Annotated in this window: 17 protein-coding genes and 1 pseudogene; 6 read left to right on the plus strand and 12 right to left on the minus strand. The window is 54.6% G+C overall.

Annotation, left to right across the window (positions count from 1 at the left end; all coding sequences use genetic code 11):
• Positions 1-543: 543 nt before the first annotated feature.
• A complete protein-coding gene (locus L6439_RS13840; protein WP_213469343.1) occupies positions 544-1,191 on the minus strand; it encodes a DsbA family oxidoreductase in 648 nt (215 codons plus the stop codon).
• 280 nt (positions 1,192-1,471) lie between these two features.
• Here L6439_RS13840 and L6439_RS13845 point away from each other — a divergent pair, with 280 nt between their 5' ends.
• From L6439_RS13845 to L6439_RS13855, 3 genes are all read left to right on the plus strand, one after another.
• The gene (locus L6439_RS13845; RefSeq protein ID WP_168182207.1) at positions 1,472-1,978 is read left to right on the plus strand and encodes a DoxX family membrane protein; all 507 of its coding nucleotides are present in this window, start codon (positions 1,472-1,474) and stop codon (positions 1,976-1,978) included.
• Positions 1,979-2,260: 282 nt separating this feature from the next.
• Positions 2,261-2,881, plus strand: a complete 621-nt coding sequence (locus tag L6439_RS13850; RefSeq protein WP_331253386.1) for a winged helix-turn-helix domain-containing protein — start codon at positions 2,261-2,263, stop codon at positions 2,879-2,881.
• Positions 2,878-4,062 (plus strand): MFS transporter, encoded by a 1,185-nt coding sequence (locus L6439_RS13855; protein ID WP_213469342.1) that lies wholly within the window; start codon positions 2,878-2,880, stop codon positions 4,060-4,062. Before L6439_RS13850 ends, L6439_RS13855 begins: the two co-directional genes overlap by 4 nt.
• 45 nt (positions 4,063-4,107) lie before the next feature.
• On the opposite strand, the gene L6439_RS13860 is transcribed toward L6439_RS13855, so the two are convergent.
• Positions 4,108-4,719, minus strand: coding sequence for a YqaA family protein (locus L6439_RS13860; protein ID WP_168182210.1), 612 nt, complete (start codon positions 4,717-4,719; stop codon positions 4,108-4,110).
• 485 nt (positions 4,720-5,204) lie between these two features.
• Here L6439_RS13860 and L6439_RS13865 point away from each other — a divergent pair, with 485 nt between their 5' ends.
• Positions 5,205-5,891 carry a response regulator transcription factor gene (locus L6439_RS13865; RefSeq protein WP_168182211.1) on the plus strand — a complete coding sequence of 229 codons (687 nt, stop codon included), beginning with the start codon at positions 5,205-5,207 and terminating at the stop codon, positions 5,889-5,891.
• Complete coding sequence (locus tag L6439_RS13870; protein WP_168182212.1) at positions 5,888-7,201, plus strand: sensor histidine kinase; 1,314 nt, start codon at positions 5,888-5,890, stop codon at positions 7,199-7,201. The genes L6439_RS13865 and L6439_RS13870 overlap by 4 nt, the downstream gene beginning before the upstream one ends.
• Positions 7,202-7,323: 122 nt before the next feature.
• Here L6439_RS13870 and L6439_RS13875 read toward each other — a convergent pair whose 3' ends face one another.
• The 4 genes and pseudogenes from L6439_RS13875 to L6439_RS13890 form a co-directional block, all read right to left on the minus strand.
• Positions 7,324-8,151 (minus strand): aminoglycoside adenylyltransferase domain-containing protein, encoded by an 828-nt coding sequence (locus tag L6439_RS13875; protein WP_213469341.1) that lies wholly within the window; start codon positions 8,149-8,151, stop codon positions 7,324-7,326.
• 230 nt (positions 8,152-8,381) lie between these two features.
• Positions 8,382-10,892 carry an excinuclease ABC subunit UvrA gene (uvrA, locus tag L6439_RS13880; protein WP_213469340.1) on the minus strand — a complete coding sequence of 837 codons (2,511 nt, stop codon included), beginning with the start codon at positions 10,890-10,892 and terminating at the stop codon, positions 8,382-8,384.
• A gap of 1,104 nt (positions 10,893-11,996) precedes the next feature.
• Positions 11,997-13,205, minus strand: a complete 1,209-nt coding sequence (locus L6439_RS13885) for an MFS transporter (protein ID WP_213469339.1) — start codon at positions 13,203-13,205, stop codon at positions 11,997-11,999.
• A 1-nt stretch (position 13,206) separates the two neighbouring features.
• Positions 13,207-13,684 (minus strand): annotated as a pseudogene (locus L6439_RS13890) (DUF6530 family protein).
• Between the two features lie 287 nt (positions 13,685-13,971).
• On the opposite strand from L6439_RS13890, the gene L6439_RS13895 reads away from it, so the two are divergent.
• Positions 13,972-15,570 (plus strand): M2 family metallopeptidase, encoded by a 1,599-nt coding sequence (locus L6439_RS13895; protein ID WP_168180401.1) that lies wholly within the window; start codon positions 13,972-13,974, stop codon positions 15,568-15,570.
• 60 nt (positions 15,571-15,630) lie between these two features.
• On the opposite strand, the gene L6439_RS29330 is transcribed toward L6439_RS13895, so the two are convergent.
• The 6 genes from L6439_RS29330 to L6439_RS13920 form a co-directional block, all read right to left on the minus strand.
• The gene (locus tag L6439_RS29330) at positions 15,631-15,762 is read right to left on the minus strand and encodes a hypothetical protein (protein WP_269155988.1); all 132 of its coding nucleotides are present in this window, start codon (positions 15,760-15,762) and stop codon (positions 15,631-15,633) included.
• A 17-nt stretch (positions 15,763-15,779) separates the two neighbouring features.
• Positions 15,780-16,406 carry an FMN-dependent NADH-azoreductase gene (locus L6439_RS13900; RefSeq protein ID WP_168180400.1) on the minus strand — a complete coding sequence of 209 codons (627 nt, stop codon included), beginning with the start codon at positions 16,404-16,406 and terminating at the stop codon, positions 15,780-15,782.
• A gap of 152 nt (positions 16,407-16,558) precedes the next feature.
• Positions 16,559-17,212: a response regulator gene (locus tag L6439_RS13905; RefSeq protein ID WP_237096868.1), complete on the minus strand. Its 654-nt coding sequence runs from the start codon at positions 17,210-17,212 to the stop codon at positions 16,559-16,561.
• Positions 17,209-18,852 carry a GAF domain-containing sensor histidine kinase gene (locus L6439_RS13910; RefSeq protein ID WP_213469338.1) on the minus strand — a complete coding sequence of 548 codons (1,644 nt, stop codon included), beginning with the start codon at positions 18,850-18,852 and terminating at the stop codon, positions 17,209-17,211. The genes L6439_RS13905 and L6439_RS13910 overlap by 4 nt, the downstream gene beginning before the upstream one ends.
• Before the next feature lie 92 nt (positions 18,853-18,944).
• Positions 18,945-19,775 (minus strand): VanW family protein, encoded by an 831-nt coding sequence (locus tag L6439_RS13915; RefSeq protein ID WP_168180397.1) that lies wholly within the window; start codon positions 19,773-19,775, stop codon positions 18,945-18,947.
• A 276-nt stretch (positions 19,776-20,051) separates the two neighbouring features.
• On the minus strand, positions 20,052-20,342 hold the full coding sequence (locus L6439_RS13920; protein ID WP_168180396.1) for a TFIIB-type zinc ribbon-containing protein: 291 nt from the start codon (positions 20,340-20,342) through the stop codon (positions 20,052-20,054).
• Between the last annotated feature and the right edge of the window lie 173 nt (positions 20,343-20,515).

Raw genomic sequence — 20,515 nt, forward strand, 5'->3', positions numbered from 1 at the left:
GATGCAGCTTGGCTTATCCGGAAGAGCCTTACTCGAATCGATTGTGAACGCTGAGGTGCTAAGTCCGGGGAACGACGAAAGTGCGGGGAAGAAAAAAGCTCCCGAACCATGAAGGGAAACAGGAGCTTAAAAGCCGTTCTTAGCCAGGCAGCTTGGGCCGCGAGTAAATAGATTACATGTTGAAAATAAGATGACATATCAAGAGTTTGGATGGGATCATCTACAAGAGCAATCGCAAACCGCCCCCCTGATTCTCAGCTCGACTCGCCGAAAACTCCAAAAATGCACCTTTCCTTTATGATGTGTACTCCGTTACAGGGAATCCTGCATAACAGCATCAATTTCTGACAACCCAATCGATAAAAAACAAAAATCGATGAAAATAATGTACTTTTGCAGGAATTTCACCAAATAGCGGCTTAAAAAGCAGAAATTGATGCATCCACGCAGCATTTCACTGCTTCATCCCTCTTCCACCGGTTTGGCCGCTTCAAAATTCTCGGCCGGTACCCGGGAACGAAGCGTCTCCTTGACGATACGGGATTAACAACGCCCGTCAATACGGCATTGCAATCCCTCGACAGATTGCGCCGGCTGCTTGGATGCTTCCCGTTCAATGGCCTGGGCCAACCGCTCTTTGCTGGCAAGTCCCTGAATGATCTGGTCGCCGATAATGAAGGTCGGCACGGCCGTAATGCGGTCCTCATACGCATGCTTGAGGGCCTCTTGGTGAGCATCCCGGTATTTGCGGGAGACGAGAGCCTCGCGAAAGGCAGCGGTGTCCAACCCTGCTTCCCCTGCCAGCTTCGTCAGCACATCGATCTCTTCAATGTTCTGCTCCTCCCGGAAAAAAGCGGCGAACACGCGATTCATATAGGCGTTGCCTTTCCCCTGCTCTTTCGCAAATTGATATCCTTCAAATGCCAAATATGTGTACGGATGCGGGGACACCCGAGGCAGGCGCATATCGAGCCCAAGCTTCTCCGCTGTCGGCAAAATAAAGGCCTCCCATGAGCGCAGCTTCTCCGGCTCGTTCCAAGGATCAATCTTCAGATAAGGCGCTGGGCGCAGCTCAAATGGCATCCACTCTACCTCGACATCCTTCTCGTTCACAATCTCGTCCAACGGACCTTTTCCCAGATAGCAAAATGGACATATGAAATCGGAATAGGCTTTGATTTTTACCGTCATTATCGTTCCCTCACCTTCTGAACATTCCATGGTGTAACATTAATAGTTACAACCAATTCAAAAAATAGCCGCCATTCACGGCCTGATGTAACTATTATAGTTACAACTTAAATGATAGTCAACTTCTTTGTTTCTTATACCAACACGATGAATATGTAATACATTTGGGCGTATTTTTTTGCAAAATCTCCTTCTTGAATCTTGATATTTTGACACTTGCGCTTTAAAGTGTTTATGTAGCCTATTTATGGCATATTCCCAAAAATTGAAGGAGGAATTGTTGATGATCGAATTTTTAAGGAGGAACGTGTGGGCATCCGTGCTGCTTTTGGCAATCCGCATATATGTGGGCTACACCTGGATATCGGCCAGCATTCACAAGCTATTTGCCGGAAGCTTTGACGCGAGCGGATTTTTGAAGAGCGCCGTGGCGAAAGCCGGCGGAGAAAGTCCCGTCGTTCAGGGCTGGTGGGCGTCGTTCCTGGAGCATGTTGCGCTCCCCCATGCCAATCTGTTCAGCCTTATGGTGCAGTGGGGCGAGCTTCTCGTAGGCATCGGCCTCATCCTGGGCGTACTGACCCGCACCTCCGCTTTTTTCGGCATCGTGATGAATACGTCATTTCTGCTAAGCGGCTCTATTAGCATCAACCCGGTGATGATGCTCCTAACGATGTTCATTCTGGTGGCTTACACGAACGCCGGCCGCTTCGGTCTTGATCGCTACTTGCTCAGCAAGCTGAAGCCGGCTCGCAGCCAATCGCCTCATAACGCCGCGCCATCGGCATAATCCGGTCACGATTATCCGTGCCAGGCGGCCCATCCGCCTCAGACCCACTTTTCGGCGCATAAATTAAAGCGTATATATTCCTGTCAAAGATAAGCCCATCATACCATACGCGTTTCGCGCTCATCCAGCCTAAACCGATCGAGACCCGTGAAGGAACACTTTGATTGACCAAAGTGAGCTTCTTCACGGGTATTTTTATGAACCCAAGAAGCTTGATCCCAACATGGTTGTATGTTATTTTTGAATGGTCAAATAAATTTGAACGTTCAATAGGGAGTGAATATGATGACCCAACAGGACCTGTTTATCATTGATTCGCTGGATAAGCTGAAGATCATTAGCGATCCGCTGCGCACCAAGATATTAATGAATCTGATCAAAAAAGAATACACCGGGCAGCAGCTGGCGGAGCTGCTGCAAATCCCAAAAACGAAAATTTATTTTCATCTCAAAGAATTGGAGAAGCATGGGATTATCGAAATCGTGAAAGAGGAAGAGAAAAACGGGATTATGCAGAAATTTTATCGTTCGATCGCCCGAAGATTTATTCCAAGCGACGACCTGCTTCCGAGCCACGAGCTGATTGAGACGTCACGACAAGTATTTTTAGAGACAGTGCTAACGACCCGCAATGAGATTGAGCAAGCGCCGCCCGAGACATTTCAATTGAGCGCAGACAATCAAGAGATCCGAAAAAATATTGCATCCACCTATCATTTCCATGCGACGGAGGCGGAATTCACCAGCTTTCTCATGGAGTTTAAAGAATTATATAAAAAGCATTTCAAGGGAAGTGAACAGACGCCAGGGCCCGATGCAAAACCGTACATGATGACGCTCATCGCGTTTCAACGGCAAGACAGCAGTCCATCTGTGTTCGGAAAGGAAGAGGAAGGTTCATGACATCCAGCAAAAATATGTGGCTCCTTCTCAGCGGCGTGTTCGTATCGGAATCAGCCGCTTGGATTGGCACCATCGGCAGCCTGCAGTTTTTAAGCGAAACGTTGGATTCGCGCTTTTACCAATCCTCGATCTTGGTGTCGGGAGCCCTATTCGGAATCTTCCTGTCCCCCTATGCGGGCAGAATCATTGACAGCTTTCATCCCAAGCGAATCTTGCTGTTCAGCGGGATCATCCGAATACTGGCCATCGCGTTAATGATGTGGGCCATTTGGAGCTCTAACGTCTGGTTTATGGTTGCCTTTCAAATGATCATCGTCATCGCGTCAACGTTTTATTTTCCAACGATCAATGCCGTCATTCCCGCTCTCGTGCCGGAACGGCAGCTCATGCGAGCCAACATGCTCAATTTCAACTTGGCTACCGTGGCCAGAATACTCGGAACCGCTCTGGGCGGAATTTTAATTACGTTCATCTCGCTGGAGCTTATCTTTATTTTGTCCGGCCTTATCTATCTCCTATTAATTGCATTAACTTTGATGCTGCGCATGGAGCATGCTCCCCATCCGCATACGAATAAGAACCGCCAAAAGCCGGCCTTCTCCGAGCTGTTTCAGCTTATGCGGGCAGAGCCTGCCGTACCGAACTTATTAATCCTTACATGCATTCCCTTTTTGTTCATTGGCGGCCTGAACTTATTTACGATAGAGATCAGCGAGCAGCATCGGATGGACAGCTTAAAAGGCATTATCTATGCGGTGGAAGGTACCTCCATTCTCGTGGCGGGGGTATTCATGAAGAGGCTTGCCGCAAGATGGGGAAAAAGCACTATTTTATTTGCCGGCGCATTCGCGGTCATTGTCAGTATGCTTGCCTTGATTCCTGCGAATATGCCGCTCCAACTGGCCGCATTTTCGCTGTTTGGGCTGGCCTCCGGGTTATTCATCCCGCTGTCCAACATGGAAGCCCAGGTCCTGATTTCAAAAGATGCATTAGGCCGATTCTTTTCCTTCAAGCGGATGATCGAAACGACGACCATTCAAGTCTCGCTCATCTTCACGGGGATGACCTTGGATCTGCTGTCTCTGCCCGCTTTGCTGCTCATCTATGCGGCCTTGAGCATGGCAGCCGTTCTGATCGCGCGCCGGCGATTCCGTGCGGCTCAAAGCCTTCCCCGTACATAAAACAAACAAGCCGGCTTCCGATAGACTTTCGGTGCCGGCTATGTTTCATCCGATATGATTGCTGGACTGCTCGATATTTTTCGCAGCGGCCGCTTCCTTTCTTTTGAGATGCCTCTTGCGAAGCAGCAGGAATACGACAATAATCGGGACCGCGATAAAGAAAATGTAAAGGGAGACCTTGTGAACCATCCCTTCCGCCGAACGGCCATAGAGATAGAACAAGATGCCGATAGCATAGAACTTGACCGCTCTTCCCAGGGCAGCATACGCGATAAGGCGCCATAACGGGAAGTTAAGGCAGCCGGACAATATCGTGAACACTTTAAACGGAATCGGCGTGAACGAACCGATAAGAATGGCCGCTTCTCCCCTCTTCTTGAACATCGCGTTGGCGGAATCGACCCATTCCTTCTTGAGAAATTTGTACATAATGGAATGGCCGAGCCCCTTGCCGATCAGATAGCCGAACGGCGTCCCGAGCAGGCAGGCGATATAGCCGATCGTCGCCAGCCACAGCGCATTGGACGGATCGAGCAAGCTGAGCGACACCTGCAGGAAAAAAGCGGGTATCGGAAAAATAACCGCATCGGCGAACGCGTGGATGAACAATCCCCAGGCTCCATAATTCATAAAGAAATCCATGATTTGCTGAAACATACTTTGCTCCTATCCGGAAATCCACTTATTTATGCTTGCTTCTTCCCCGCCCTTTCCTTCCTCTCTATTGGATCTATTTGGATGGAAAAGGGAACAAATGTAACCTGACGCGAATCCGGGGCGATCGAATGAATAGACGAATCAGGAAAACGGCTCCCCTTCACCCTTCATCATGACTATGACTTTTGCCGCAGATCCCATCGTCACCTGGCCGGCATGCCGGCTCTATTTAAAATAACATTATCTCAAACAGAAGAGAACCGTTTTTATCAGAAATGGTCACGCGCCGCAGGGCAGTCGCTATCTCCTGTCCGTTAAGGTACAATACCTACAATAGCAACTTTTTCTGAAGCCCGAATAAAAGAAATGTGAAAAATTATGAAGGCCCGCCCGCTTCACAATTCTTCATTATCGCTTTATTCTTTTTATAGTTTTTTCGCTTACAGTAGTATTGGAAAGGATAGCTGCAAAGTGAGGAAGAACAAATGACCAAGCCATGCGTATTAATTGCCGATGATGATAAGGAAATCGTAGATTTGATTGCGGACAGTCTGGAGGACGAAGGCTTTGCAACCGTCAAGGCCTATTCCGGACAGGATGTATTGGAGCTGACGAAGGACCGCTCCTATGCGCTGCTGCTGCTCGACATCATGATGCCGAACGGGAGCGGGATCGAGATATGCCGCACCATTCGGGACCGCGTAACGGCTCCGATCGTATTCATCACGGCCAAGAGCCGCGATCTGGATAAGGTCGTCGGCTTCGAGATCGGCGCGGACGACTATATTACGAAGCCGTTCAGCATAGATGAACTGGTCGCCCGGGTGAAGGCCCATATCCGAAGAGATTGCCGCAGCCAGGCGCGGCGGCAGGAGCGGATTTATGGAAATCTTCTCATCGACAAAGACACCTATGAGGTGATTAAGGACGGGGTCAAGATCGATCTGTCGACCAAAGAATTCCAAATCCTGTCTTATCTTGCGGATCATCACAATAAAGTGCTGTCCCGGGAGCAAATCTATGACGCCGTATGGGGGCAGAGCGAATTGGGCGATATGAATACCGTCACCGTCCACATCAAAAATATCCGCAACAAAATCGACCCGGAGAACCGGCTCATTGTTACGGTCTGGGGTGTAGGCTATAAATTTACGGGAGGATTGGCTCCTTGACATTCAGCATCAAAACCAAAATCGTCCTCGCCTTTTTCATCGTCGCCCTGCTTAATGGCGCTTTCGCCTTTGGCTATTATCAATTCTACTTGGCCGACAAATTTATGGAGAGCACGCAGATCATCGGCAAGGAGAATGCGCACTACCGGCAGCAGCTGATCGAGAAAGTTGTGGCGCTGTACCCCGACGAGAGAGCCATCGCCGCCTTGATCCGGACGGAAGCCGAGAAGCAAGGCATCCAGATGACGATGACCGATCTCGATGGCCGCGACATCGCGGCTGCGGAGGAACACCGGGAAGGCAGCGCCCTCTTCCAAACCAAGGAAATCGTACGAATTCAAGGGGAAGCCGTCTATCTGATCGACTTCCAGTACCCGGATTGGTACGAGCAGGTGAAGCCGATGAAGAGCCTGCTCCTGCTGGTCATCGCCGTCCTTGTCATCTCGGTAATCGGGCTCATTTTTTATTTGCAGAGTCACATCGTCAAGCCGTTGACCATGCTTCATACTTATATGAAGACATTCCATTTCAAAAATATGAAGCTGCCCAAGCTGGAACGGCGGCAGGACGAGATCGGCGAGCTGATGAAGGATTTCGCGGAAATGGGACAACGATTGGAAACGTCCCACAACGAGCAGGTCGATATGATCGCGGCCGTCTCGCATGACATCAAGACGCCGCTCACCTCCATTATCGGCTATGTGGAACGGCTGTCCGGAAGCAAGACGCTGACCGAGGCCAAAAAACAGGACTATTACCGGATTATTCACCGGAAAGCGAAAGATATCGAGAAGCTGGTCGAGGATTTCTCCGCCTTCAGCGACATGGAGCATGACACGCTCAAAATCGCGACAGAGCGGGTCCATGTGCGAAGCTTCATCCAGAGCATCTGCACGGAGTACGAGGAAGAGCTGCAAGCGCATCAAGCGCGGCTGGAGTGGACCTGTCAAGTGCCTGAGGATGTCCATGTGGAATTGGATATGAAAAAAATAAGACGGGTGTTCGCGAACATCGTGCATAACGCACTGATTTACGTCAGTCCCCCGGTCTATCTCCGGCTGTGCTGCGAGATTGAGGACGGCAGCCTGCGCATCGCGTTCGAGGACAATGGCGAAGGCGTGCCGGACGAGGAGCTGGAACGGATCTTCGACAAGCTGTACCGGGTCGATCCATCCCGCTCCCGCGCCGGCGGCGGCAGCGGACTGGGTCTGGCCACATGCAAGAGCATGATCGAAGCGCACGGCGGCCGAATTCATGCGTACCGCAATCCGCTGGGAGGGCTGGGAATCTATTTCACCCTCCCGCTGTAGCGGCTCCGCTCCCCTTCCGCCAGCCCGGACATAGCAACCGCTCCCTGATAACTTCCAGGGAGCGGTCGGCCGTTCGTGCGAACATTATCTCTGATGGGGCCGTGTTTTGTCACGCCGCGCATTTACCCATCCTGGAGCGCGGCGCGGGCATAATCCCGGAATGCCAGCAGCTTGGCGCGATCCCGCATCTTTCCGCCCGTTCTTCGCCGCTCTTCGGTCACCGGCTCTGCCGAACGATAGACGTCAAGCGCTTGTTGAATCAATGAGTGATAGTCCGGCGGCAAATGCTTCAGCCCCCATTCCCCGCCTTCATCCTTGCTGTGCACGGTTCGGCTGTCTTCCGCGTACAGCTGGAAGACGCGGCAGACATTCAAGACCCCATAATACGGCGTCTCTGCGATGTGCTCCGCCTCAAGTATCCAGTGGAGGTCATCCCGGACCGCTTCCATAAAATTCGCCCACGCTACGTTGCCGAACACGCCGGATATCGGCAGGCCATATAGACAAATGCCGCGCTGCGTGACATAGGTGAGATGCGACAGCAGGTCGCTGTCGGTCCGTTCTTCATCATAGTTCACTTCTCGATTCACAATCTTGTCATGCCACTGCGCGCTGTAATGCACTTCATAGGGAACGGGCACCGGAATCTCCCGGGCCGTCCGCGCCGTAATGACGCTAAGCTCCGGCTTGCCGATGAGCGGGCTCTTGGCTCCCTCTTCGGCGATGGCGAGACCGACCGCCTGCGCCTTGGCGGCTTCCAATCGATCCTCTACGACGGCAATGAGATCGATATCGCTCTTGGGGCGGTAATAACTGCCCATCGCCAGCGACCCGTGCAAATAGATCCCCATGAGCCTAGCTCCGAGCTCCCCTTGCAGCCGCTCCATTAGCGTTAGGACGAATGTCTTGATATCGTCGTCACAATGGGGCCAGACTTGCGGGCGTACCATGCGATCCGCTCCTCTCTGCAAAAGCAGGGGGAGATGGACTGGGAGTCTCTCCCCCTTCTAATCATTTTACTTCTTACTTCAATGCCGCCGCTCGACTTCCTCCCTTGCCCGCTTCACTTTTTTAGAGTAAGCACCGCTTGTCCTCATCGCTGCACAAGGGATAACCGCCAGCATCTCCCGATGCCGGCGGCACGTCCTCCTTGCCAGGGCCTATCCGGTCCGCCCGCCGGTCATTCCGGCGATACACCGCGCTGCAGCGTCCTTAAAAACTGCCCCGTATGCGATTCCGGGCATGACGCGATGTCCTCCGGCGTTCCCGCGGCTACGATGGTGCCGCCAGCCTCTCCTCCGCCCGGCCCGATATCAATGACCCAATCGGAACCCCATATCAGATCGAGGTTATGCTCCACGATGATGACGGTGTTGCCGGCATCGACGAGCCGGTGCAGAAGCACCTCCAGCTGCCGCACATCCTGGGGGTGCAAGCCTGTGGAGGGCTCATCCAGCACATACAGCGTATGACGCTTCGCCGGACGGCTGAGCTGGGCCGCCAGCTTGAGGCGCTGCGCCTCGCCGCCGGATAGCGTGCGGACGGACTGCCCCCACTTCAAATACCCGAGCCCGACATCGCAGAGCAGCTTCGTGGCTGCGGTGATTTTCGGAAGATCGCCAAGCAGCTCCAGGCTTTCTTGAATGGTCATATCGAGCAAATCGGAGATCGAATGCCCTTTGTAGGTGACTTGCAAAATCTCTGCTTTGAATCGCGTCCCGCGGCAGGAGGGGCACCGCACTTCCAGCTCCGGCAGAAAATGCATGTGCACCGGCACGACCCCGAGCCCTTGGCACGCTTCACAGCGCCCGCCCGCCGTGTTGAAGGAGAAATGCTTGGCCGTCAGCTTGCGGCCCTTCGCTTCCGGCAATCCGGCATACCAATTCCGCAAGTGCGTGTAGACATCGGTATAGGTGGCGACGTTGGAACGCTGCATGCGGCCAAGCGGGGACTGATCGACCGTTACCAGCTGGCCGATCGCCTCCCAGCCGGTGATGCCGCCGCAGCCGGAGGGCTGCATGTTCTCCGGTCCCGAAGCGGCTAACAGCTCGAACAACAGCGTTGATTTCCCGGAGCCCGACACCCCCGTTACCGAGATAAGCGAACCGAGCGGGAATGATGCCGTAATCTGTTTCAGGTTGCGCAAATGAGCGTCGCGGACCGTCAGAACCTTGCCATTGCCCGGTCTGCGCCTGAATGGAGCGCGGCGGGCCCCCTCCTCGCGGAAATAAGCGCCAGTGACGGAATCGGGATTCTGCATCAATTCCTCCAGCGTTCCCTGGCCGATCACTTGTCCCCCGAAGCGGCCGGCTCCCGGCCCCATATCGATAATATGATCGGCCGCCCGCATCACCTCCTCGTCATGCTCGATGACCAGTACGGTATTCCCCATATCCCGCAGCTGCTTCAGCACCTGAATCAATCCGCTCGTATCCCGGGGATGGAGGCCGGCAGTAGGCTCGTCCAGAATATAGAGGACGCCGGTCAGTCCCGATCCAAGCGCCGACGCCAGCCTCAGCCTCTGCGCTTCGCCGCCGGACATCGTGACGACCTGCCGGTTGAGCGTCATATAGCCGAGGCCGACATCGATAATTCGCTTCACGCGCACGGCCATGTCATGAATGATGTCATCGACGACGAGCAGCTGATCCGGGGAGAGCCGATCGCGAAGCGCGTTCATCCATGCCATCGCCTCGGCCAGGGGCCAAGAAGTCACGTCGGTAATCGAAGCGCCGCCGGCCAGGACTAGGCGGCTCTCCTTCTTCAGTCGGGCGCCTTCACAGCCGGGGCACATCTGCTCATGAAAGAATTCGGCGCCGTTGCCGCCTTTATCCCGGTACCGCCGCCATATTCCCGTGACGACGCCTTCGAACTTGCCCTCCCGGACCGTCTTGGGCGGCTTCACGCCCGGGAAATGTCGGGAGAAGGCTTCGCTCTCCACCCCGTGATAGAGCAAATCCTTCTGGACCTCGCTATAATCCTTGAGGGGCAGATGTTCGTCGAAGACGAATCCATAATGAGAGGCGCACGCCTTCAGAATGCTCATGTTGTAATCGACCAGAAAATCATGCCAGAACTTTACCCCGCCGCCGCGCAAGCTCCGTTCCTCATCGAACACGGCCTCCATGTCGAGCGTCATCGTATGGCCCAGCCCGTCGCAGACCTCGCACGCGCCTTCCGGCTTGTTGAACGAGAAATGCGACATCGTCAATGCGGCCACGGAATGTCCGCAATGACGGCAAGCAAGCGCCGTCTGCGATCCGTAGACCTCCTCGTCCTGTATGTCGGCTCCCCGCTCCTCTTCGGCATAGGAAGGGGATACGGCCGCCCCGCAGGATGGACACGGCCGCTCGCCCGCCTTGGCGAACAGAATGCGAAGCAGCGTATAAATATCCGTTACCGTCCCGATGGTAGACCGGGGGTTGCGGTTCGTCACATGCTGCCCGACGCTGATCGATGGAGAGAGGCCTTCAATGGAATCCACCTTCGGCTTGCTGATCGAATCGGACACCATCCCCATCGACTCCATATACTGGCGCTGACATTCCCGCTGCAGCGTATCCATCGCCAAAGTGGACTTGCCGGAACCCGACGGCCCGGTCACGACCACAAGCTTGAACTTCGGAATCTCCACCGAAATGTTGTTCAGGTTGTTCTCCCTGGCACCTTTGATTTTCATCTTCCCTTGCAACCTTATTCCTCCTTGCGCATCGATTTCATTCTCCATTCCAGACTTGCGACTCTATTGTACAACGTTCATGCAAGTCCTAAAGTTGAATGAAATCGAGGCCTGCCATGCCGCGGTTTATATGACCTAAGGCTGTCAACGCAAGTTTAAGCTTTTGCCATAATGTTGGGGAGAAGGAATCCAGGCAACAAGAGAAGCTGCCTCGGCCATTCAACCCTGCTGCCATGGATCGAGCTGCCGATAACTGCAAAACTGCATGAATTCCAGGCATGCCAATGAGTTGAAAGGAAAAATGGGCTAAAATGATGTATTTTTGCAGGAAACCCATCAACTAGTAGCTCAAATAGAGAAAAACCCTGCGTTTACCAGGCTGTTGGAAAACCCCTGTTTTTTGTAAAGGGGTGGAGATGGTCCATTTTCCTCATCCAAACTTTGGCTCTTAGAGCGTTTTAAATCGATTTTCTCTACCGGGAGAAGAGATCAATCACAAGTAAAAAGCCCCATAGACTACTCATTGGCCTGATTTTACGGGATCCAAGCGACCGCGTCGGATGCTGGGGGCATCATCGCCTTCAGGAAGCATTATCAGCCTGCTGGAAGCACTATCGGCCTGCTGGAAGCATCGTTGCCTCCCGGGGCTTGGACGTGCGGAGGAAATTGCTGCTATTTTACAGGAATTTCGGCTTAATGAGTCCACATCCCGAGGAATTGCTGCAAATCTGCATCATTTTAGGCCCTTTTGCTTCAAGCCGAAACGAAACGGGGAAAATTCCTGTAATTTTGCAGGATTCCCTTTCTGGACTAGTCGTCCATATCGAATTGCTGTATTTATGCAGGATTTCGCTTACTGAATAGGAGCGTCTGGAGAAATCGTGGAGTTTTGCGGATTTCGACTGCCGGATGGGCGTGTCCAGGGAAATGGTGCAGTTTTCAGAATGGTGGAAATATCCATTTCCCTACTCAAAACTTCTTTCTCAACAGCCTGGTTTACGCAGGATTTCCGCCTCCTCCCTTGGGCAAGGCACCGGGGAGGACCAACATGCCGCTCCAGGCAAGACGCCGAGCAACGAGAAATGCTTAGGATATCCCTATCCTGCACGTTGCGCCTCATAACCCTGAACCGTTGTCCACCTTTCTTCTCTCCTCAAAAAGGAGAGGAAGCAGCAATACCACTCCGGCAATAATCAGCCCGCCGCTTATCACATACACCGCCAGCAGGGAAAACGCATCCTTCAGATAGCCGGACAGGAACATGCCAATCACCATCATCCCCATAAATACAGGCATGATCGCCCCGGATACCCGGCCAATATATGCCCCTTCCGTGCTCCGTACAATAAGCGTCTGGATTCCGCTGTGAATGCAAGGGTAAACCAATCCGCTGATTACCAAGAGAACAATGGTCAGCCAGATCATCGTGGACGCGCCTATTCCCATCGTACAGACGGCGGTGACCAGCAAGCCGAACGTAATCATCAGATGTGGCTTCACCTTTTTGGCAATGCTCATGACGGCAATTCCGCCTGCCAGCATGGCTGCCCCATTGGTCATCACCAGCCACTGCAGAAATGGTTTCTCCTGTCCCAATTTTTCAATGACAAGAAAGATTTGAAGCGGCTGAGTCAGTCCTGATCCAAATCCGACTACCGAAAAAGTCAAGCAAAGGGTCCTTAAGGATGGACTGGACCCGATATAGCGCAGCCCGGCCGTCATCTCTTTCATGAATCCGCCGGTCTCCCCAGACTTCGGTTCCTCCGCGTCACGGGGAAGCGTCGCTAATACAAGGGAAGACCCCAGGAACAGCGCGGCCGTCAGGATCAGAGACGCTTTAATGCCGAACTGTATAAAAATAAACGTGCCGATGAGCGGACCCAAGACCGTAAAAACAGCGACAAGCGTTTGGGACATCGCCATCACGCCCTGGAGTTGTTCAACGGGTACATGCCGTTTGTACAATTTCATGCCCGAAGGCTGAGAAAATTGGGACAGGCTGGCCGAAATAAATGAGCCGATGAGAAGCGCAGTCCATCCGCCGCCCATAAGGGCAAGCAGCACAGCCACCACGGACAAGGCGGACAGCAGATCGCTCCATACCATGGTCCGCTTCGGCCGCCACCGGTCGGCAAAGGTACCTCCGATAAGGGCGAAGAGAAAGATCGGCGAAAATTCCGCAACCGAAATCAGGGAGACATATACCGGATTATTGTTCGTCAATTCGGTAACATACAGAAGGACCGCATAATTCCGGATCCAAATTCCCAACTGCAGCAGCGCCCGGGAAAAGATAATTGTTCGCACATAACGATTGGAAAACATGTTAATACCCCATATCCTTTACTAATTTTGATAACGTGCGCAGACGTTCGCCTATCAGCTCATCGTCGTCGCTCAGAGCTTGGCTGAACAGCTTAAGATCTTCATTGATCCCCTCATTGTCAGTGCATATCGCGACGGTCATGACATCCCCTTGCAGGCCAACCCGGTCGATGACGGGCTCCTGCGGGTCATATACATGCTCCTATTTATGCTTCGCGAAAATGGGCCAGGGACCGGCAAATCAGAATGGACATATCAAGAACGCGATGGAGAGGCAGTTCCTCCGATGGCCGTGCCCCTTTGTCTCCCGTGCTTCTCCGTACCTTGGCAGAAATGCCGGCTCTCCCCGTTCGGTTCCATTGAGCCAAACCTAAGGAGAGGCCTTTTACATCCGTGTTTCGGGCGAGTCGTCCGTCAAGATGCTCATCGTTTTCTGACACGACAACAGACTTGTGTTTAAAAGAAGTTGAAATTTTCATTTTGGTTCCCTCTCTTCATTTACTCAATTACTTATTTACTAATTTACTAAACTACCGATTCATTCTAACGTGCTTATCATGGCTCGTCAATCTGTTTTTTGCCTAAAAACGTTGGCAGCCGCTTTCACACAAAAGTCATATTTCGGCCCGCGGCCCTCGTCCTTCGTATGGTATAAAGGAAAATATTGGCGTTCCGATCAAATCCGGAGCGGGATGAAGGTCTCGCAGCGGAAGCGCGGGACGACGAGAGGCGCCATCCTACTTATCGCTTGAATGGAGGTCCATAGATGGAAGTCGAAGCTTTTTTAAGACAACAGAACGAAGCGGTGAAGGAGCGGGTGGCCAAGATTAACGAAATGGGCTGGAAGGTCACCTCTACCGGCGAGCAGGAATGGAATGACCGGCTGGAGCAAGCGCAGAACGAATGGAGCCGTTATTGCGCGGACACGAAGCAATTCCAGGAAGCCAAGAAGTACCAAGCGCTGCCGAACCTGTCCCCGCTCCAGCGCCGCCAGCTCGATGAGCTGCTCGCCATGTTCGGCAAACACCAGCTCCATCCGGAGCTTGCCGCCCAATCGGCCGAAATGACCAAAAAACTCGTCGATGCATTCAACAACTACCGACCCGCGCTGGACGGCAAACAGGTCTCGAACAATGATCTGCGTTCGATACTGGAGAACAGCGCGGATACGGAACTGCGCAAGCGAGCCTGGCTGGCCACCAAGCAGATAGCGGCCCGGGTCGAGGACCAGCTTCTTGCGCTCGTGGAGCAGCGCAATCGGGAAGCGCGCTCCCTTGGGTACGACAATTACTATCAGATGAGCTATGCGCTGCAGGAGCTGGATGTGGAGGAATCATTCGCGATTTTTGCCGAACTGCTGGCGTTAAGCGAGGAGCCGTACAAGTCCGTGAAGCGGGAGATTGACGAAGATACCTGCCGCCGGTTCGGCATGCGCGGCGGCGAGCTTCGGCCGTGGCATTATACGGATCCTTTTTTCCAGTGCGCCCCGCCCCAAGGCCAATGGAGCATGAACGATGAACTGCGGGGACGGCGGTTAGAGGATATCGTCCTGAACACGTTCCGCGATATGGGGTTGGAGATCGGCGATATTATGGACGCCAGCGATCTGTATCCGCGCGACAATAAATACCCGTTCGGCTATTGCACGAGCATGGGCCGGGAAGGCAAGCCCCGCATCATGATGAGCATCGATGCGAGCGAGTTCTGGCTGAGCGCGATGCTGCACGAGTTCGGGCATGCGGCGTATGACAAATATATCGATCCGTCGCTGCCGTTCCTGCTGCGCAAGCCCGCCCATACGCTGACGACCGAAGGGATCGCGATGCTGTTCGGCAGAATGACGAAGCAGTCCGAGTGGATTAAACGGTACATTTTCGAGAATCGCCCGCATGCCGCCTTCATGCGGGAGGAAGCCTCGATCGAGCAGGCGCTGCGCCGGGATATGCTGGTCAGCATGCGCTGGTACCTCGTGTTCACCCTGTTCGAGCGCGAGCTGTACGAGCATTCCGGAAGCGGGAAAGAGCTGAATGAGCGCTGGTGGCAGCTTGTCCAGCGAATTCAGCATCTCCAGCCGCCCGAGCATACCCATTATCCGGACTGGGCGGCGAAGATGCACTTCTCGCTCGCCCCGGTCAGCTATCAGAATTACATCTTGGGAGAGCTGGCCGCCTCTCAATTGCAGCATTATATCGAGGCCAATATATCGCGGCCTATGTATTCCCCGGAGACCGGCGCTTATTTGAAAGAGCGCTTCTTCTCCTCCGGCGCGGCGCTGTCCTGGAACGACAAGCTGCGGGAGGCGACGGGAGAGCCGCTCCAGCCGCGTTATTTCGTCGAGCAGTTCGTCCGCCATTCAGGCGCGTGACGCCTTAACCGAGACAGAGCCTTCATGACGGATCATGAAGGCTCTGCCCATAGTTTGAGGCTAATACATGCGTTGGCAGATTCCCATCTGCGCGACATCTCTTGCTGCCAGCAGGTTGGCGGGCACCGGTTCATCTTCCCTGCTTAGCTTCAGCAGAAGCCAGAGCAGCGAATCGTCCAGGTAGGCCATCATCTCTCTACTCACTCCTCCTAGAAGGCGGCCGCCGTCTTCATCGCGGCCGCTATGCCTTGGTCAATCATGCGCTCCCGATGCTCCGGATATTGATCATGCCCTTCCACGATAACGGTGACGATGTCTTGTATCCCCAACAGCTCCAGATTGTGCCTCATCCAGTTCACGGCCATTTCCTGCTCCGCCGCCGGACCCCTGGAATAGACTCCCCCGCGGGCATTCAGCAGCGCGACTTTTTTGTTGCCAAGCATGCCGACAGGACCTTCGGGCGTGTAACGATACGCGATGCCCGGCTGGCTCACGTAATCGATATACGTATGCAGAACGGCGGGAACCGTCAGATTCCACATCGGAAAAGCAAACACGATCTTGTCCGCTGCCACGAACGGGTCCAGCAAACGCATAATGCCGCCGACCGCTTCCCTTTCCGCCGGCGACAACGCTGCTCCTTTACGCCGCTTGGCCATGCCGTCCAGCATCACATCGTTGTAATAAGGCAGCTTCTCCCGGTACAAATCAACCTCAATCACCCGATCGGACGGATTGGCTTTCCGGTAAGTATCCAAAAACGCATGATATAGCTTTACGCTTGCCGATTGTTCGAGGGAACGGCAGTTAGCTTTGACGAATAAGACTTGATTCATTTGACATTCTCCTTTTGCGCATCTCTGTACTTGGGCTTTCATCATCAGCATAACAAGACCCCGGTCGAAGCGCGTCGGGAGGAAGCCGGGGACAAGCCTACTCAAAAAGCCCGATCAATGATCGGGCTTTTCTGCGACTTTGGATGTAGTTGTCACTCTGCCAATCCCTGCTTGACCGCGTATACCGCTGCCTGCGTCCGGGCATTCATTCCGAGCTTGTTCAACAGATTGCTGACGTGTGTCTTCACGGTCTTCTCCTTAATGTTGAAAGCGGCCGCAATCTCCTTGTTGCTTCGGCCCCGGGCAATCTGCCGCAGCACCTCCACCTCGCGGCTTGTCAGCCGCTCCAGCGGCGGAACCCCATCCTCCGGCGCATCGTCCTGCTGTGCGGAGAGATGCGACATCAGCTGCTCCGTCACAATCGGATGAAGCTTGGCCTGTCCCCGATGAACGTCGATGATGGCTTGAACCAGCTCATTCGGCATAATATCCTTCATGACGTAGCCGTTCGCGCCGGCCTGGATGGCAGGCACGACGTAATCCTTGTCCGCGAAGGACGTGAGGACGAGCACCTTCGTGTCCGGATGATGCCGGCGGATATGCCGGGTCGCTTCGATGCCGTTCAACTGCGGCAGCATCAGATCCATGAGCACCACGTCGGGGCGCAGCGCCTCTGCCATCCGGAGCGCGTCAGTGCCGGTCATGGCTTCGCCGACGATGTCAATATCCGGCTGCATCTTCAAAAAAAAGTGAAGCCCGCGCAGCACGACCGCATGGTCATCCACGAGCAGCACCTTGATCTTCATGCTTCCTCTCCTCCCTTCCGGCAGGGCAGTTCAACGCGAATGACGGTACCCTTGCGAGGCACGCTCTCCAGCTGGAACGTGCCGCCGCAAGTCCCTGCCCGCTCCCGCATTCCGGTTATGCCCAGGCCGGCATTGTTCCTCAGCTTCGCCATGCCGATGCCGTCATCGGTTATCTCCATCCGTACGCACGCTTCTTCCTTGGCCAGCCGGATACGGACGGCATCGGTCTTCGCATGCTTGCGGACATTGTTGATCGCCTCCTGTCCGATGCGGAACAGCGTCTCCTCCATGTGGCGGGGCAGCTCCAACAGGCTGTCCGCCCGCGTCTCCACGGATATCCCTTGAGTTATGCCGTAGCGGACGAGGCCCGTCAGCAGGCCCTCCTCGAGGCCGGCCGGACGGAGCTGCCAGATGAGCGATTTCATCTCGCAGACCGCATCCTTCGTCAGCTCCCGCATCTCGGACAGAGCGGCGAGCGCGTCCGCTGTCCGGGAGGAGGCCAGCAAGCTCTCCATGCCATGCGCGGTCAGCTGCAGCGCGAACAGCTTCTGCGAGACCGAATCATGCAGGTCCCGCGCCAGCCGGTTACGCTCCTGCCACATCGCCAGCTTCAACTGCTGCTCACGGAACTGCGCCGCCTCATGCCCCCGCGACACCAGCTCGGCTGCGCGATGCAGCATGTCCATCACGACCGGGTCAAAATGCTTCGCCTCCGCGCTGTCCGCATAGAGGACGCCGATGGCCCGGTCCCGCAGCAGAATCGGAACGGCCGCGGCCGCCGCGATTCGCTCCGCCCGGCCGGCGCGGTTCCGCCCCTTGCCTGGAACGGCGGCGGCGGGATTCCAGCGCTGAGCCGCCTTCTCCGCGAAGACGCTCCTTAGCCGCTGCCGCGTGAGGGCGTTCGTCCGCATGGCCTTGCGCGAGAGCCGGCCCTCCTCCCAAAAAGCGATGCAGGCCAGCTCTCCGCTCTCCGCCATATGCACCGCCGCGCTGCGGCAGTTCAGCAGCTCGCCTGCGGCGCGGGCAATCCGCCCGGGAATGTCCCGGCAATCGGCAACACCCGCCAGTTCGCCGGACAATTCTCCCATCCGCTGCAGGAGCTCGGCCTGCTTGAGGCGGGATTGGTACAGCAGCGTCCGTTCGATTGCGGTGCCAATCTGATAAGCGACCGATTGAAGCAGCGTCAGCTCGTCCGGGGCGTAATGCGTCTTGCCGGGCGCCGCGACGTTCAGCACGCCATACAGCCGATCCCCCGCATGCAGCGGAATCGTCGCATGATGCGTAATGCCGGCCGTATCGCCCCACGCATACTTCACGGCATCCTCCAGCCGCTTGCAATGCATCGTGTTCTCGGCGCGGAATTTGGCCCCTTGGCGGTACCATTCGATACACCAGCAGCTTCCCCGCTTCAAGCGCCGCTTCTCCTCGGCATGCAGTGCGGGCGGAAGCCGGTAATCGGCCGCCAGGGCATAATCCGGCATATCTTCCAACAGGAAAATCCAGCCGGTCTGGAGCCCGGTTATCTCCACCAGCGTGCGCAGCACATTGTTCAGCAGCTTCGGCAGGTCGGTCGAGCGGTTGATGGTCTCGGCAATGACTTGAAACGCATGCCGCTCATCCACGTGAATCGGGTTGCTCACGTTCAGCGCCTCCCTTGGTTGTGTCTGCGTTATCCATATTCATCGCCCATATCATAACATGAATCCGTCCGGCGGGAAGCCCCGGGCACGCGTCACCCGCTATGGCCGCCGCGCGTCTCGGCCTCGGCCAGCAAGGGAGCGTACATCATCAGCGCATGGTTCTCGGCCGCCAATTGCTCCGAGATTTTTTCCCCGTGTCCGTTGAACTGGCGCCGAAAAATCTGATTATGCCGGACATAACCGCCCCAATGCTCCTGGGTAATGCGGTGCCCCTTCTCCACAATCTCATACCGGTACTTTTGAGGCGCCGCGCTTCTCCACCTTCCAATAAGCTTGTCCTTCTCCAGCGCAAGCTGAAGCTGATACGGCTCTTCAGTCGGATTATAGATTTGCAGGTCCAAATAATTATAGACACAGGTCGCGCCGCTTCCGAACGGCTGTGTCCGGTTCGAATCGGGAAACACATCATAGCTGTGCCGATGCCTCTCCGTCACCTGAAGCGGCGTATGCAGCGCGGTCCAGTAAATGAGGTTGGATAACTGGCACAGACCGCCGCCTATGCCGGTCTTGAACCCGCCATAGAACAGGACCATCCCGTCCACATACCCTTTTCTGCGGGTCGGCTTCCCGATGAGCTTCCAGTAGGAGAAAGTCTCGCCGGGGTGAATCACGATGCCGTTCAGCTTTTTTAGCGCGATCTGCAGATTGATTTTCTTATTGTCCTGCAGCCATCGGTCCACCCGGGGCAAATTCCGGTATACGGGCGTCTCATGGCGGAAGATCTCGTACGGCAGCAGCTCCGTCTGCTGCTGACCGGCATAACGGGTCCTGCCGAATATCCATTTCAGATGCCTTTTGCCCCGGAAATACATCATTCCCAACGTGATTCGCAGCTTTGATCTCGGTTTCGGCCGGGTTATCATCGCTTCCCCTCCTGCTTCAGCTTGCTTCGCGATATTCGCGATAGGTATAATTCAGAGTTGGCACCAACATTTTAACATATGAGTGACGCTCATACATTTTGTGGAAGGCAAAAGCTTGCGAATGAGCACATCTTTTCAAAAAATAGTCCGATGGAACACTCGCTCCTCATTTATTTTGAGAGTATGCCCTTGCAAGGATGCCTGAACGGCACAAAAACACAGGCCAAAGGCCTGTGTTTTGTCGTTCCGGGACCGTTCCCGGATCTGTGAAGACGATCAGTCGAACAGATCGCCCAACCGGTCGAGCACCGTTTTTTTCTTGTGCGGCTTGTAGTGTGGCGGGCGGTGCTCCGAATCGTAATGGCCGTAATCGCTCTTGCGCGGACGATGATCGCGCTCGTCGTACCATTCCTGATATTCCTTCCTCTCTCTTCGCACGTCGGACATCAGCTTCTCCAGCTCTCCCCGATCCAGCCAGACTCCCTTGCAGCTCGGGCATACATCGATCGCGACGCCCTCCTTCTCCACCTCGCGCATCCGGACATCATTGCAGATTGGACAATTCATGGGTCATCCCTCCAACAAAATTTTTGCTCCTATTCCCGTGTATCTTCTAAGTTGACGTTCATCAAGCCGAAAACCATAACCGTGAGCTCCGCGTATCACCCCCCGACAGAATCTACAACGAAAAAAGGCCTCTACCGTTAGACGGTAAAGGCCTCGATGGATCAAAAAAGACC

Source organism: Paenibacillus dendritiformis (assembly GCF_021654795.1).
Lineage (GTDB): Bacteria > Bacillota > Bacilli > Paenibacillales > Paenibacillaceae > Paenibacillus_B.